The organism is Janibacter cremeus (assembly GCF_013409205.1).
Taxonomy (GTDB): domain Bacteria; phylum Actinomycetota; class Actinomycetes; order Actinomycetales; family Dermatophilaceae; genus Janibacter; species Janibacter cremeus.
In genome coordinates this window covers 2,012,932-2,027,093 of sequence record NZ_JACCAE010000001.1, presented here as the reverse complement: position 1 = coordinate 2,027,093, position 14,162 = coordinate 2,012,932, and the positions used below count along the sequence as shown (strand labels likewise).

The window sequence follows — 14,162 nt, the reverse complement described above, 5'->3', positions numbered from 1 at the left end:
GACACCCCACGGCCACACGATGCGCGCCATACTGGCGACATGTCATCCAAGTGGTCCATCGCCTCCACGGATTCGATCCTGTGCATCGCCAGCCGGGGGTCGGTCCTGTCGATCGGGTCAGTTGGAAGCGTGGGGTCGATCGGGTCGGTCGGGAGCGCCCTGTCGCTCTGCAGCGCCGCGAGCGCGTTGTCCGTGGGGTCAGCGATGTCGGCCCTCACCCTGGGATCGATGATGTCCAGCAAGGCCGCAGGAAGCGTCATGGGCTCGGCACGCCCCGGTCCGGCGGCCGGCTGGGCAGGCGCCCAGGGACTGATCGTTGCGGTCCTCGCCGCGGCCGCCCTGGTCGGAACTCGTCACCCGCGAGGCTGACGAACAACAGGCCCGCCCAAGCGGCGGGTCCGAACGGGCGATTCCCTCGGCCACCGCGAACCGAGTTCCTCAGGCTGGTAGAAGTTGACGCTGCGAGCCGAACCGCTGCCGCAGCAGCCGGTTCCAGGGGTTGGCAGGCAGGTGCGGATGCAGCAGGGCCGTCCCGATGCAGTACTTGCTCAGGCTCTGCTTGCGCACCCCCATCCGGGCCAACTCCCGGTCGGCCGGCGCGTCGCCGCTGGCGCTCTTGGACTCCACCAGCACCAGATCCGGCCCGGGTTGCCGGGTCTCTCCCTCGGCGCAGACGAGTCCCACGTCGCAGGTCAGGCGGGAGCCCTCGTGCACGTTGACCAGGGTGGCGCGGGCGTAGGTCGTGACCATCGCCTGCACCAGGTCCGGCGGAGTCACGCCGTACTCGTCACCGAGCACCTCCGCGAGGAAACTGGTCGCCTCCCGGGTGAGGTGATGCCTCTCGTGCAACGGGTGGGGGGTGCGGCGCTTGACCGTCTGCCCACGATGGCCCTTGAGCTTCACCTCGAACATCGTCTCCTGCGAGTCGAGGTAGGTGCGGGTGCGCACCTTGTAACGGCGACGGCGGCCCTGCCGGTGCGCACGGAAGAGGGCCAGGTCGAGTGTGTCGAAGTAGACCGACTCGTAGTCGAAGAGGCGGCGTCCCTCCATCTCCAGGACGGAGAAGTCGCCTCCGAGCCCGTCGAGCATCGCCGTGAACTGCTCCGGAGTCAGCAGGTACTTGTGATCGGTCCTCGTCTGCAGCCCGGCAACCGAGAGAACTTCGTCCAGACCCACCGGGGGCAACTCGGCGACGCCGTCGCACAGCGCAGCCCGCGAGGCAGTCATGAGCTCAGGCTGTCGGCGTAGCGCGACGTGGTCATCGGCGCGAAGGGGGCGTCGACCACGTCCCCCTTCGGCATCGTCCGGAAGCGCACATCGACCACGGTCACGTCGCGGACCAGGTCCAGATCGAGGACCACGGTGTGCAGGATCTCGGCCTGCAGCAGCGTCGCGAGGGCGCCGTGCAGCCCCGCCCGGTCGGGGTAGGCCCTGTCCAGGGTGACGTTCTGGCGGTGGGTGGTGGCCGCGAAGCGCGGGTGGTCGACGAGGTACACCACGGCGACGAGCAGGGCCGACATCGTCGGCGCCAGCCAGACGCCGCCCGGGTGCAGCCCGTTGACCAGACCCAGCGCCAACGCGATGAAGTAGTAGGCGATCTCCTCCTGCGTGATCGCGTCCGACCGCAGTCGGATGATCGACAGGATCCCGAACAGGCCAAGACCCAGTCCCAACCCGACATCGCTGCCGGCCAGCAGAGTGGTGACAGCCAGTACGCCGACGTTCAACGCGATGTAGGCCAGCACCAGGTCCCGGCGGAAGTGGCGCCGGAAGTACAGCGCGTAGACCAGCACAGTGATCGCGATCAGATCCGCGACGACCGCGGCCAACAAGTTCGTCATGACGACCTCTCCCTCGATTTCCCCAACGTGATTCGAGAAACCATGACAGCGAAGGATGAGACCGGGATGAGGATGAGATGAAGCCTCTCTCATCTGTGTCGAGAGATGACCGGAGAAGGGTGCCGTTCATGTCGCGACACGTCATCTCATCCACGCCGGATGGCCGGCCCGAGTGCAGCACGGACGCTCACGCGCGTCGGCTGGTCAGCGGTCAGGGCAACTGCGGTACTCACGATCCGCGCGGGTCAGCCCGGTGATCAGGCCACCCAACAGAGCCGGCATGACTACCAGTCCCACCATGAGGGCACCGATGTCGCGCAGGTCCGACCAGAAGATGTCGGCGTCGAAGGGATGGAAACCGTCGATCAACGCGACCATCCCCATCGCGACGATGACGGAAGTCGCGGCCCAGATGACGACCGTGCGCAGAAAGCCGGCCCGCCTTCCGTCGTAGAGACCCCCGAGACCGGAGAGCACCATGATCACCACGAAGAGGAGCAGACCGGCACCGATGTTGGCCCCACCGGAGCCGGGAAGGAGACCGACGATCCACGACGCGCCGAGGTAGAACCCGATCAGAGCCATCGACCGGAGCGCGATATCGCTCAGCGTGCGGGCAGTTGTCCTCATGGCCCATCTTCTCGCGAGCAGGGTCACGGCAGTATCAGTACAGGTACTCAGCCCTGCACCACAGTCACGCCCAGGGTGTCGCAACTCTTGCAAAGGGGCTCTATAGGCTCCCGTGATGACGGAATTCCTCCTCCTCGCGCCTGCCGTCGTGTACGTCGTCGTGCAGTCCCGCGGAAAGGACCGCACGTTCACGTCCGCCTTGGAGCGGGTCGGCGCCTCGAGGGGTTCAGCGGCTACCTACGGATGGGCGTTGCTACTGCTGCCGCTGTTGCTCCTGACAGCGTGGCTGTCCATCGCGCTCATCCCGGCCGGGGTGCTCGAGTCTCCCGGTGTGTCCATCGCTCGGTTCACGTCGGTCGGCATCGCGATCGGGGTGGTGTTGCGTGCCGTCAGCGAGGAGGTCTTCTTCCGTGGGCTCCTGGCCGGAGTACTGATCCGGCGGATCGGCTTCCTCTGGGGGAATCTCCTGCAAGCCGTGGTCTTCCTTCTCCCCCACCTTCCACTCCTGCTGATTGATGCCCGGTTGCTGCCGATCCTGCCCGTGCAGTTCCTCACGGGATGGCTGCTGGGATGGCTGCGGCACAAGACAGGGTCGTTCGTTCCTGGCGCCCTCCTGCATGCCGTTGTGAACATCACCGCAGGACTGATCACCCTCTGAGGACGGCGCGTGGCGTTGCTGCAGGTCAGTGGCCGCACTGCTGACAAGCCACGCGGGAGCCTGCATGCGGTGCGCCGGCCGGTCGACCGTCCGTGGAACAGGTGACCGGCCGGCGCACCGGCGGACGGGGCATCAGGCCCTCAGCAGGGCAGCACCCCTCACTGCAGGCTGACGTCATCGACCAGGAAGGAGGTCTGGTACCGCACGTCCTCCTGACCGATGAACTCGATGGTCACGTCCTGCCCCGCGTACCGGGACATGTCGAGCGTGTGCTGGGCGTAGCTGCTCGACGCGTCCAGGTTTGAGTACGTGGCCATGGTCTCGATCGGGTCGCCGCTCGAGTCGAGAACGTTGACCTTCATCGTGTCGTAGGCGCCCCACCACGTGGACTCGTCCGTGTCCACCCGCAGGTGGAAGGCGAGCTCGCCACCCTTCGGGACGCTCACCTGCTGGCGGATCCCCTCCTGCTTCCGGCTGCCGTAGCCGACGAGGTAGGCCTTGTACTGGCCCGAGTGGGCTCCGGTCCCGAGGTCGTTGATCGTGCCGGTGTCACCCGACCACCCGCTGGCACCGTCCTCGAAGGAACCGTTGGTGACGGCATCGGACGGCTCCGGGTCCGGGTCAGTGCCGTCGTCGCCCCAGTTGTCCGCGTAGTCGAAGACGAGCGAGCCGAGGACGTCCATGTGGGTGTCCATGCCCTCCTCGTCGAGGTTGCCGCGGTCGTCGCATGCGGAGTGGTAGCAGGAGTCGTAGGCCTGACCTGCGGTGCCGCCCCACTTGCTGGCCTGGGCGCTGGACTTGGTGCCCTCGGCGCCGCTGAAGACACCGCTGGTCGGCACGCCGGAGTCGATGAACGAGGCGTGGTCGCTGCGACCGTTGACGTCGACGTGGTCGGAGTCGATACCGGCGGCCTCGAAGAGACCGGCGAGGTCGTCCCGGATGAAGTTGCCGTTCGGGTTGTCGTCATAGACGAAGTACCCGATGTTCGGCGAACCGATCATGTCGGCGTTGACGTACGCCTCGAAGGATTCGATCTCAGGCTGGCCCAAGCTGTCCACGTAGTGCGTCGAGCCGAGCAGGCCCTGCTCCTCCGCGCCCCAGAAGGCGAACTTCATCGTCGCCGTGGGCTCGACGTCGCGCTCGGCGAGGTTGAGGGCGATCTCGAGGGCACCGGCGGAACCGGAACCGTTGTCGTTGATCCCCGCCCCACGGGCAACGCTGTCGAGGTGGGCACCGAGCATCACGACGTGCTCGCCGCTGCCACCGGGCAGGGTGGCGACGACGTTCTTCGAGGTGCCGGAGGTCGTCGAGAACTCCTGGACGTGCACGTCGTATCCGGCGCCCTCGAGCTGTCCGACGACGTAGTCCACGGAGGCCTGGTAACCGGTGGTCCCCGTTGCACGGTTGCCACCGTTGTCGTCAGCGATCTGCTGGAACTCGTCCACGTGGGCGAGCGCGTCTTCCAGCGGGATGTCGACGGCACCGGGCTGCGGGTCCGGGTCCGGACCCGGGTCGCCGCCGCCGTCCAGGGGTGCGCACTCGACCGCACCCCGGGGAACGGTGATGGCGTCGAAGGCGTCCTGGATGCCGTGGCACTCGGTCGATCCGTCGCCGTAGAGCTCCATGGCGGACTCGACCGCGCCGTCACGGGCGTCGGTGTAGGTGCTGCCGGAGGTGAGCTTGGTGTCCAGGGTGCGATACCACACCTCGGCGGCGGCCTCGCGGCCCACGGCCTCGACGGTCGAGCCGTCACAGGTCGGGCTGTTGTACTCGACACCGTTGACGGTCGAGGACCCCGAGCCCTGCGAGGCGAGGAAGAACCAGTGGTTCAGCGGGCCCGACGAGTAGTGCGGGTCGGCGTCACTGACGGCTGAGGAGTAGCAGTCGTAGGAGCTGCCGTCCTTGGAGGGCTGGTCCATGTAGCGCAGCGGCGTGCCGTTGCCGTTGATGTCGATCTGCTCACCGACCATGTAGTCACCGATGTCGGCGGAGTTGGCCGAGTGGAACTCCATCGCCGCGGCAAAGATGTCGCTCGTGGACTCGTTGAGGCCGCCGGCGTCGCCGTAGTAGACGAGACCCGCGGTCGCCTCGGTGACGCCGTGCGTCATCTCGTGCGCGGCGACGTCGAGCGAGGTGAGCGGGTGCTGGTTGTTCCGGCCGTCGCCGTACGTCATCTGGGTGCCGTCCCAGAACGCGTTGACGTACTGGTTGCCGTAGTGGACCCGGCTGCGCGCGCCCTCACCGTTGTCCCAGATCCCGGCACGGTCGTGAACCTGCTCGTAGTACTCGTAGGTCATCTGTGCGCCGTACTGCGCATCCACACCGGCGGTCTGATCGCTGCTCGCGGAGCCATTGCCCCACTGGTCGTCATTGTCGGTGAACAGCTGGCCGCTGCCGCTCTGGCTGTTGTTCATGTCGGTCGTGTAGTTGCCGTGGCTGTCGCGCATCTCGTACGAGCCACCCGAGGCGGTCGTCTCGAAGTCCACGCTTCCCACGTACATCGACTCGCCGGTGCCCGTCTTGATCTCGTCCCACGAGGCGAGGACCTCGCCGGAGGAGGCATCCACGATCGTGTGCAGCCGGCTGGGCGTCTGGTCCTCCTGTACGCCGGTGGTGAGGACGTCATAGGCCAGCACCGGCTTCTCGCCCTGGGCGAAGACGACGAGCTCACTCTCGTGGTCCTCGCTCTCGCCCTTGGCGATTCCCTCGTCCGCTGCACGGCCCTCGCCCTTGCGGAGGGCCTGCTTGCGCGAGAGCCCCGGGTCGATCGACCCGACCGCGATCGTGCCGCTGGCGTTGAACTTCTTGTCGACGATCTCGCCGGATGCCGATCGAGTGACGATCACGTCACCGCCGAGGACGCGCAGGCCCTTGTAGGTCCGGTCGTAGCGCACCGTGGTGGTGTCGCCCGGGCCTGCGGCGAGGTTGCGGACGACCAGGCCCTGCTGGGCCGAGAGCTTCAGCTTGGCGTGGACCTCGTCCGCGCGGTTCTCCTCGGCTGCAAAGCCGGGCTCCTTCGGGTCGGCCGACGAGACCGCGCCCGTCGTCTGGCCCGCAGAGGGCCCCGCCGGCGCGGCGACCGCTGTCAGCGGTACGCACGTCATGGCCAGGGCCGCGCTGAATGCAGCTCCTCTGGACAGTCGTTTCACTGTTCCTCCTCGATGACGCCACGGGTGTTTCCCGGGGCGTCCTGATCCAGTGCATCGACGCGTGCGGTGTGGCTCACGGCGACAGGCACCGAGGGCGACGCTTGTGTCTGCCGCGCACGGGCGTCAATGACTTGGGAGGAACCCTGAAGAAGACCTGAGTGAACCCTTGGAGAATGCTGAATGGGGTAGGAGGGTGCCTTGACTCAACGCAGATGAAGACACACGACCGCGCGCACCCGGACGAGGGCGCGTCAGCAGGATGTTCCCGGCGGCCGGGAACGTGGGGGCCGGCGCGCTCAGTGGGCGACGTAGACGGTGTTGCTCGACTCCCCACCGGTGAGGAAGTTGGCGAAGCTCACCACGTGCGCGTCAACGTGGTCGAAGACCTGCTCGACCAGCGCGCAGAACTGCGCGTCCGGCGGGTCGTCCGACCAGAGCGCGAAGACCCCATCGGGCTTGACGTGCGAACGAAGGCGGCGCAGCCCATCCACGGTGTAGAAGGGCGCGTGGTCCGGATGCAGCAGGTGGTGCGGGGTGTGGTCGATGTCCAGGAGCACGGCGTCGAAGGTACGCCCCGGAGCGTCCGGGTCGAACCCCTCCTCGGACGCGGCGAGCGCGAAGAAGTCGTCGAGGAGCAGCCGACTGCGCGGGTCCCGCACGAGCCGCGCGGACTCCGGCAGCAGCTCGCGCTCGTGCCAGTCGATGACCTCGGCCATGGCGTCGACGACGACCATCGAGCGCACCCTCGAGTCCTCCAGCGCCGCCCTCGCGGTGCAGCCAAGGCCGAGCCCGCCGACGACGACGTCCAGCTCATCCCCCTTCGCCCGGGCCAGAGCGAGCCGGGCCAGCTCCACCTCGGCGACCGTGAAGAGGCTCGACATGAGGAACTCGTCGCCGAGCTTCACCTCGTAGACATCGACCTTGAGCGTCGGCTCGATCCGCCGGCGCAGGCTGATCTCACCGCGCGGGGTCTCGCTCCAGGCCAGCTCCTCGAATCGTCGCATCGCCCCAGTCTGCCCGCCCCCGGTGCCCGGCGCACCCACCCCGCCACCCTGGGTGCTCGTGCGAACGACGAAGGGAGACAATGGCTCCATGGGTGCCGGACACGCTCACTCCCCGGGCGCCGACGACGCAGGACACCCCGGGGACTTCCGCTCAAAGCTCGCCATCGTCTTCGCGATCACGGCGGGGATCACGGTCGCGCAGGCTGTCGGCGCGTGGCTCACCGGAAGCCTCGCGCTGCTGACCGACACGGCCCACGCCCTCACTGACGCATCAGGGCTGCTCGTCGCGCTCGTCGCCGGGACGTTGATGCTCCGGCCACCGTCACCCGGGCGGACGTGGGGGTACCGGCGGATCGAGGTGATCGCGGCGTTGGCCCAGGCCACCCTCCTGCTCGTCGTCGGTGCGTACGCAGCGGTCGAGGGCATCCGCCGACTCCTCGACCCGCCGACGATCCCGGCCGGGGAACTGCTCGTCTTCGGCGTCATCGGCCTGGTGGCCAACGTCATCGCCATCGCCGTGCTCGCCTCGGGCCGGTCGGCGAACTTCAACATGCGCGCCGCCTTCCTCGAGGTACTCAACGACGCCCTCGGCTCGGTGGGCGTGATCATCGCGGCGATCGTCATCTCGACCACGGGGTACCTCCGGGCGGATGCGATCGCCGGCCTGTTCATCGCCATGCTCATCGTGCCCCGCGCGATCAAGCTCATGCGCGAGACCTCGAGCGTGCTCATGGAGTTCGCGCCGAAGGGGCTGGACCTTCACGAGGTCCACCACCACATCCTGTCCGTGGAGCACGTGATCGAGGTCCACGACCTGCACGCCTCCACCGTGGCGACCGGGCTGCCCACGCTCTCCGCGCACGTCGTCGTGGACGAGGAGTGCTTCGTCGACGGGCACGCCGCCGAGGTCCTGGCGCAGGTCAAGGAGTGCGTTGCCGAGCACTTCGACGTGGCGATCCACCACTCGACCATCCAGGTCGAGACGCCGGCGATCAGCCGGGATGAGCCGGGGTCCGCGAAGCACTGACGCTCGCGCGCCTGCGCGCCACCTGTGACACGGTGCACCACGATGGGGCCAAGACCCTTTCGCCGGCATCAGGCGATCACATCCGAGGAATACGAGGGACCTGCGATGCGGATCCAGAGCGCCGAGATGCGCGCCAAGGTCATGACCGCGGCAGCGGCCGCGCAGCTCATCGACAGCGGCTCGACCGTGGGCATGAGCGGCTTCACCGGGGCGGGCTACCCCAAGGCGGTGCCGGTCGCGCTCGCAGAGCGGATCGAGGCCGAGCACGCCGCCGGGCGTCCGTTCTCCGTGCGGATGTGGACCGGCGCCTCGACCGGTCCCGAGTTGGACGGTGCTCTGGCCAAGGCGGAGGGGATCGAGTTCCGGCTGCCCTACAACTCCGACCCCGTCGCGCGGGAGCAGATCAACTCGGGGCGGATGCAGTACTTCGACATGCACCTGAGCCAGGTGGCGCCGATGGCCTGGCAGGGCTTCCTCGGGCCCCTCGACACCGCGGTGATCGAGGTGGTCGGCGTGCGCGCGGACGGCAGCCTCATCCCCTCGTCCTCGGTCGGCAACAACAAGACCTGGCTGGAACGCGCCTCCAAGGTCATCCTCGAGGTCAACTCGTGGCAGAGCGAGGCTCTCGAGGGCGTCCACGACATCTACTACGGCACCGCACTGCCCCCCAACCGGGTGCCGATCCCGCTGGTGCGCCCGGACCAGCGCATCGGCGAGCCCTACCTTGCGGTCGACCCGGACAAGGTGGTCGCGATCGTCGAGACCGACCAGCCCGATCGCAACGGCGCATTCACACCACCGGGAGAGACGGCGCAGACCATCGCGGGCCACGTCCTTCAGTTCCTCGACCACGAGGTGCGGATGGGGCGTCTCGACGAGTCGCTGCTGCCGATTCAGTCCGGGGTGGGCAACATCGCCAACGCCGTCCTGGGCGGCCTGAAGGACTCACGCTTCCGCGAGCTCACCGCCTACACCGAGGTGATCCAGGACGGGATGCTCGATCTCCTCGACTCCGGCACCCTGCGGATGGCGTCGGCCACCGCGTTCTCCCTCAGCCCGGAAGCCGCGGCACGGGTGAACTCCGAGATGGCGAAGTACCGCGACCGGATGATCCTGCGCCCCCAGGAGATCAGCAACCACCCGGAGCTGATCCGCCGCCTGGGCTGCATCGCCATGAACGGACTCATCGAGGCCGACATCTACGGCGCGGTGAACTCCACGCACGTGATGGGCTCGCGGATCCAGAACGGCATCGGCGGCTCCGGCGACTTCGCCCGCAATGCCTGGACCTCGATCTTCACCACCCCCTCCACGGCGAAGGGTGGTGACATCTCCACGATCGTGCCCCAGGCCAGCCACGTCGACCACATCAACCAGGACGTGCAGGTCATCGTCACCGAGCAGGGTCTGGCCGACCTGCGCGGCCTGAGCCCCAAGCAGCGGGCGAAGGCGATCATCGACAACTGCGCCCACCCCGACTACCGGCCGATGCTCGAGGACTACTACGCCCGGGCGCAGCGCGGCTCGCACGGGCTGCAGTCGCCGTCCCTGCCGGCTGAGGCGCTGTCGTGGCACCAGCGCTTCATGGACACGGGATCGATGTTGCCCTGATGACTCGACGGCAGTGGTCGGCGTAACGCGCACCAAGCAGCAGGCGGCAGCGGTGCTGGCCGCCGTCGGTGCCGCTGCGCTCTGGGGCACCACCGGCACCGCCCAGGCACTGGGACCGGAGGGCATGCAACCGGTCGTGGTGGGGGCCCTGCGCATCCTCGTCGGCGCGCTGGCCCTGACGCTGCTGGCCGTCGCGCTCCGGCCCCGGAGCCGCCCGGCCCTGCCCACCGGCCAGGTGGCGCGGGTCCCCCAGACGGTCGTCGTGCTGCTCGGCGGCCTCTGCGTCGCGGCCTACCAGGTGTGCTTCTTCGAAGGGGTCGCGCGGGCCGGGGTGGCGGTCGGCACGGTCGTGGCGCTGGGGACAGCTCCCGTCGCGACCGGCCTGCTCGGGCTGCTCCTGGCCGAGAAGCCGAGTCCCCGGTGGATCCTCGCGACCGCCGGCGCCGTCACGGGCGTCGTCCTCCTCGTGACCGGGTCCGCAGGGCCGGGTGTGCGGGTCGATGCGCTGGGCATCGCCGCAGCCATCGGCGCGGGCCTGTCCTACGCGGGCTACACGGTCGCGGCCCGCACGCTCCTGCTCCGGGGGGTGCGGGGGTTGGTGGTCATGGCTTGGCTCTTCGTCGCCGGTGCCGTCCTGCTGCTGCCCGTGCTCTTCTCGGTCGACCTGACGTGGCTGCGCTCCCCAGCCGGATGGGCGGTGGTGCTCTGGCTCGGGATCGGTGCCACCGGGGTCTCCTACGTGCTCTTCCAGCACGGGCTGGCCCGGCTCTCGGCGAGCACGGTCGCCACACTCTCGCTCGCCGAGCCGGTCACGGCCACGCTCCTGGGGGTGCTCGTCCTGCGCGAGAGCCTCTCGGTGCTCTCCGCCATCGGCATCGCCGTGGCCCTGCTCAGCCTGCTCCTGGTGGCCGTCCCGGCACGGCGGCGCGCACGACGCCGCAGCGCGCGGTCGGTACAGTCCCCGCCATGAGGACGGTCGCCTTCCACTGGAGCGGAGGCAAGGACTCGGCCCTGGCCCTGACCGCCCTGCTCGACGACCCGGACGTCGTCGTCGACCGTCTGGTGACGACGGTCCACCGCGAGGGCGGCACGTCGACGGTGCACGAGATCCCGGACGACCTCCTGCAGGCACAGGCGGACAGCATCGGCCTGCCGCTGCAGATCGTGGCGATCCCGGGGCCCGGTCTGGACGGGTACGTCGAGGCGATGGACGCTGCCGCGACCCGGATGCGAAGGGAGGGCATCGACGCCTTCGCCTTCGGTGACCTGTCTGCCTCGGGGGTGCTCGACCACAAGCGGGAGCAGTTCCAGCCGCTGGGGATCGACGTGCTCGAGCCGCTGTGGGGGCTGTCCTCCGGCGAGTGCGTCGAGCGGTTCCTCGCCTCGGGCATCCGCGCCGTCACCGTCGTCGTCGACGCGGCCGTGCTCGGGCCGCAGGCCCTCGGTCTCCCCCTCGACCGCGCGTTCTTCGCCGGGCTCCCCGCCGGCGCCGACCCGTGTGGCGAGCTGGGTGAGTTCCATTCCTTCTCCCACGACGGTCCGCTCTTCCGGCGACCGGTCGACTTCGAGCTCACCGCTCCGCGCCGGTTCGAGCAGGAGATCGGGACCACCGACGGAGCGCGGACCTTCGCGTACTGGCTGTCCACGCCACGCGCGCGTCGGTGACTCGTGCTCAGACGAGGATGCGCAGCGCCTCCTGCTCGACGGTGAAGGTCATCGGTGTCCGACCGACGACGTCCCCGTCCGCGTAGACCCGCTGCCCGACGGGCGCGGTCACCTCGATCTCCCGCCCCCGAGCGGCGCGGATGTCGATGCCGTCGATGTGGGTGCCCTTGAAGTAGCGCGGCAGCAGCATCGGGTACTTCCACCGTGGCAGGCCCTCGACGGTGGTGATGTCGAGCTCGCCGTCGTCGAGGAGCGCGCCGGGATTGACGATCATCCCCGCGCCGTAGCGGCCGGAGTTGCCGATCGCGACGCTCCACCCGGCGAAGGTCCGCGACACCCCGTCGGTCGTCATCGTGATGGACGTCGAGCGGGTCTCCGCGAGCGCCCGGGCACCGCCGTAGGCGTAGACGAGCGCGGCCGGCAGCCAGGCCGGCGCCTCGTTGGCGTGGTCGTTGGCCCGGGAGTCGTAGCCCACCGTGGCCACCCCGAGGAAGGGGGTCGCCCCCGCGAAACCGACATCCACCCTTCGCTCCGTGGCAAGGGGAAGGGAGGAGGCCGCCTCGTGCAGATCCCGGGATCCACCGATGGCCCGGATGAAGTCGCAACCGCGCCCGCCGGGCAGCGGTGCGACGAGCGCGCCGGAGCGGATGGCTCCCTCGGCCACGCGGGCGACGAGGCCGTCGCCGCCGAGGGCGACCAGCAGCGGCCCGTCCGGCTCACCGGCTGCGGCGATCTCGGCGGCGTGCTCGGCGCACGTCGTGATCGCGATGTCGACGGACCAGCCGTGCGAGCGCAGGATGTCGGCGACGCCCGGGACGCTGGCCCTGGCCCGACCGTTGCGGGCGGCCGGGTTGGCCACGATCAGCGCATCACGGGCCACCATCAGGCGCCCTCGTCGGGGATGAGCTTGCCCGGGTTGAGCACGCCGGTCGGGTCGAGCTCGGCCTTGATGGCGCGCAGGATGCGGATGCCCCCGTCGCCGATCTCCTCCCCGATCCACGGGCGGTGGTCGGTGCCCACGGCGTGATGGTGGGTGATGGTGCCACCGGCGCCGATCATCGCGTCACCGGCGGCCGTCTTCACCCGCTGCCACTGGGCGATCGGGTCGCTCTCGGCGGAGGCCATGAAGGTGTAGTAGAGCGAGGCGCCGCCGCCATCGAGGTGGGAGACGTGGCACTGCACCCAGCCCCGACCCATCGTCTCGACGATGGCCGATTGCACGCTCTCGTAGAGGTGCTCGAGGTTGTCCCACGTCGTCGCGGTCTCGACGGTCTCGACGAGCACACCGCGGTCCATGAGGTGGTCGCGTTGGTACGGACCGCGGAACCGGCCCGCCATCCAGTGCTCGGCGATCGAGTCGGTCAGCTTCACGGCGCCGTGGCGCTTGAGGACCGATGCGAGCTTCTTGCGGCGGAACCTCAGCGAGGCCCTGTCGCCGTCCTCGATCTGGAACACCGCGAGGGCCGGCTCGCGCCAGCCACGGGCGCGCACCAGACCCATCCCTGCCATGCCGGGCAGGCCGGCCTGTGCCATCACCGTCGTCGTCTCGTTGTGGTCCGACAGTCGGGAGACGTCGGGCATGATCCCGTGGCCGAGTTGCTGGGCGAGGTCGCGGAAGGCGGCGAACCCGGTCGCGGTGTCACGCAGCGCCCAGGTCTCCCGGTGCTCGATCTGCGGGCGACGGGCCAGCTGGACAGTCGCCTCGGTGACGACGCCGAGCAATCCCTCGCTGCCGATGACGACATCAAGGAGCTTCGGGCCGGCGGCGCTCTGGTTGGCCGGGGCGCGACCACCGAGGACGAGCTCACCCGTCGGAGTCGCCATCGTCACGGAGACGACGTTCTCCTCGAAACGGCCGTAGCCCGAGGACGCCTGGCCGGCGCTGCGGGTGACGAGGTAGCCACCGATCGTCGCCTGCTGGTAGCTCTGCGGGAAGTGGCCCAGGGTCAGACCGTGCCGCTGGAAGACCGCCTCGGCCGCGGGTCCACGGGCACCGGCCTGCACGACCGCCGTCTGGGAGAGCGAGTCGACGCTCACCACGGCGTCGAGCCGGCGCAGGTCGAGGCTGATCACGGCCGAGAATCGTCCTCGCACGGGGTCGACCCCACCCACGACGCTGGTGCCGCCCCCGAAGGGGACGACCGCCACCTCGTGCTCGACGCAGGCGGCGAGCAGATCGCAGACCTGCTGGGAGGTACCGGGGAAGACGACCGCGTCCGGGGCGCGGGACCCGTCCCCCGTGCGCAGCCGGTACAGGTCGGGGTAGCTCTTGCCCCCGGTGTGCTCGACCCGGTCGAGGCGCGCGGTGGAGAAGTGCTCGTCGCCGACGACGGCGACCAGTTGCGCACGGGCGGCGTCGGAGAGGTGCACCTCGGGCAGGCGCACGTCCTCGAGCGCGACGGGTGGGGTGTCCCGGGCCGCGGGCTCGACCCGGCCGAGGAACTTCAGCAACGGCCAACCACCCGTCGGCAGCGGCTTGACGTGCGCGGGGTCGCCCCACCCGTACCAGATGGAGCGCCGCGGAAGCTCAGTAAGATCAGCCATGGGGCCATTGTGCCCAAGGGGTAGCATCCGATA

Annotated in this window: 13 protein-coding genes; 6 read left to right on the top strand and 7 right to left on the bottom strand. The window is 69.3% G+C overall.

The features are described 5' to 3' along the window. Window positions 1–39: 39 nt before the first annotated feature. Entirely contained in the window at window positions 40–369 is a 330-nt protein-coding gene (locus BJY20_RS09615; protein ID WP_185991326.1) for a hypothetical protein, read from the top strand. A gap of 69 nt (window positions 370–438) precedes the next feature. Here BJY20_RS09615 and BJY20_RS09610 read toward each other — a convergent pair whose 3' ends face one another. From BJY20_RS09610 to BJY20_RS09600, 3 genes are all read right to left on the bottom strand, one after another. Then, entirely contained in the window at window positions 439–1,227 is a 789-nt protein-coding gene (locus tag BJY20_RS09610; protein ID WP_185991325.1) for a VTC domain-containing protein, read from the bottom strand. After that, window positions 1,224–1,841 (bottom strand): DUF4956 domain-containing protein, encoded by a 618-nt coding sequence (locus BJY20_RS09605; protein ID WP_185991324.1) that lies wholly within the window; start codon window positions 1,839–1,841, stop codon window positions 1,224–1,226. Before BJY20_RS09605 ends, BJY20_RS09610 begins: the two co-directional genes overlap by 4 nt. A 204-nt stretch (window positions 1,842–2,045) precedes the next feature. After that, window positions 2,046–2,471, bottom strand: coding sequence for a hypothetical protein (locus BJY20_RS09600; RefSeq protein WP_185991323.1), 426 nt, complete (start codon window positions 2,469–2,471; stop codon window positions 2,046–2,048). A 115-nt stretch (window positions 2,472–2,586) separates the two neighbouring features. On the opposite strand from BJY20_RS09600, the gene BJY20_RS09595 reads away from it, so the two are divergent. Next, window positions 2,587–3,129 (top strand): CPBP family intramembrane glutamic endopeptidase, encoded by a 543-nt coding sequence (locus BJY20_RS09595; protein WP_185991322.1) that lies wholly within the window; start codon window positions 2,587–2,589, stop codon window positions 3,127–3,129. A 158-nt stretch (window positions 3,130–3,287) separates the two neighbouring features. On the opposite strand, the gene BJY20_RS16055 is transcribed toward BJY20_RS09595, so the two are convergent. Together BJY20_RS16055 and BJY20_RS09585 are read right to left on the bottom strand one after the other, a co-directional pair. Then, the gene (locus BJY20_RS16055) at window positions 3,288–6,278 is read right to left on the bottom strand and encodes a M28 family peptidase (protein ID WP_185991321.1); all 2,991 of its coding nucleotides are present in this window, start codon (window positions 6,276–6,278) and stop codon (window positions 3,288–3,290) included. Between the two features lie 296 nt (window positions 6,279–6,574). Next, complete coding sequence (locus BJY20_RS09585; RefSeq protein WP_185991320.1) at window positions 6,575–7,282, bottom strand: polyamine aminopropyltransferase; 708 nt, start codon at window positions 7,280–7,282, stop codon at window positions 6,575–6,577. Window positions 7,283–7,370: 88 nt separating this feature from the next. On the opposite strand from BJY20_RS09585, the gene BJY20_RS09580 reads away from it, so the two are divergent. From BJY20_RS09580 to BJY20_RS09565, 4 genes are all read left to right on the top strand, one after another. Continuing rightward, the gene (locus tag BJY20_RS09580) at window positions 7,371–8,309 is read left to right on the top strand and encodes a cation diffusion facilitator family transporter (RefSeq protein WP_185991319.1); all 939 of its coding nucleotides are present in this window, start codon (window positions 7,371–7,373) and stop codon (window positions 8,307–8,309) included. Window positions 8,310–8,414: 105 nt separating this feature from the next. Then, the gene (scpC, locus tag BJY20_RS09575; protein WP_185991318.1) at window positions 8,415–9,920 is read left to right on the top strand and encodes a succinyl-CoA:acetate CoA-transferase ScpC; all 1,506 of its coding nucleotides are present in this window, start codon (window positions 8,415–8,417) and stop codon (window positions 9,918–9,920) included. A 13-nt stretch (window positions 9,921–9,933) separates the two neighbouring features. Beyond that, the gene (locus tag BJY20_RS09570) at window positions 9,934–10,890 is read left to right on the top strand and encodes a DMT family transporter (RefSeq protein WP_343062840.1); all 957 of its coding nucleotides are present in this window, start codon (window positions 9,934–9,936) and stop codon (window positions 10,888–10,890) included. Then, window positions 10,887–11,585, top strand: a complete 699-nt coding sequence (locus BJY20_RS09565; protein WP_185991317.1) for a Dph6-related ATP pyrophosphatase — start codon at window positions 10,887–10,889, stop codon at window positions 11,583–11,585. Before BJY20_RS09570 ends, BJY20_RS09565 begins: the two co-directional genes overlap by 4 nt. A gap of 7 nt (window positions 11,586–11,592) precedes the next feature. On the opposite strand, the gene BJY20_RS09560 is transcribed toward BJY20_RS09565, so the two are convergent. Both BJY20_RS09560 and BJY20_RS09555 read right to left on the bottom strand, forming a co-directional pair. Continuing rightward, on the bottom strand, window positions 11,593–12,468 hold the full coding sequence (locus tag BJY20_RS09560; RefSeq protein WP_185991316.1) for a diacylglycerol/lipid kinase family protein: 876 nt from the start codon (window positions 12,466–12,468) through the stop codon (window positions 11,593–11,595). Then, window positions 12,468–14,129, bottom strand: a complete 1,662-nt coding sequence (locus tag BJY20_RS09555) for an FAD-binding oxidoreductase (RefSeq protein WP_185991315.1) — start codon at window positions 14,127–14,129, stop codon at window positions 12,468–12,470. Before BJY20_RS09555 ends, BJY20_RS09560 begins: the two co-directional genes overlap by 1 nt. Window positions 14,130–14,162: the final 33 nt, after the last annotated feature.

Excerpts from the sequence above, each read along its gene's own strand:
- BJY20_RS09615 (WP_185991326.1), top strand. The coding sequence starts at position 40 with ATGTCATCCAAGTGGTCCATCGCCTCCACGGATTCGATCCTGTGCATC.
- BJY20_RS09610 (WP_185991325.1), bottom strand. The coding sequence starts at position 1,227 with ATGACTGCCTCGCGGGCTGCGCTGTGCGACGGCGTCGCCGAGTTGCCC.
- BJY20_RS09605 (WP_185991324.1), bottom strand. The coding sequence starts at position 1,841 with ATGACGAACTTGTTGGCCGCGGTCGTCGCGGATCTGATCGCGATCACT.
- BJY20_RS09600 (WP_185991323.1), bottom strand. The coding sequence starts at position 2,471 with ATGAGGACAACTGCCCGCACGCTGAGCGATATCGCGCTCCGGTCGATG.
- BJY20_RS09595 (WP_185991322.1), top strand. The coding sequence starts at position 2,587 with ATGACGGAATTCCTCCTCCTCGCGCCTGCCGTCGTGTACGTCGTCGTG.
- BJY20_RS09585 (WP_185991320.1), bottom strand. The coding sequence starts at position 7,282 with ATGCGACGATTCGAGGAGCTGGCCTGGAGCGAGACCCCGCGCGGTGAG.
- BJY20_RS09580 (WP_185991319.1), top strand. The coding sequence starts at position 7,371 with ATGGGTGCCGGACACGCTCACTCCCCGGGCGCCGACGACGCAGGACAC.
- scpC (WP_185991318.1), top strand. The coding sequence starts at position 8,415 with ATGCGGATCCAGAGCGCCGAGATGCGCGCCAAGGTCATGACCGCGGCA.
- BJY20_RS09565 (WP_185991317.1), top strand. The coding sequence starts at position 10,887 with ATGAGGACGGTCGCCTTCCACTGGAGCGGAGGCAAGGACTCGGCCCTG.
- BJY20_RS09560 (WP_185991316.1), bottom strand. The coding sequence starts at position 12,468 with ATGGTGGCCCGTGATGCGCTGATCGTGGCCAACCCGGCCGCCCGCAAC.
- BJY20_RS09555 (WP_185991315.1), bottom strand. The coding sequence starts at position 14,129 with ATGGCTGATCTTACTGAGCTTCCGCGGCGCTCCATCTGGTACGGGTGG.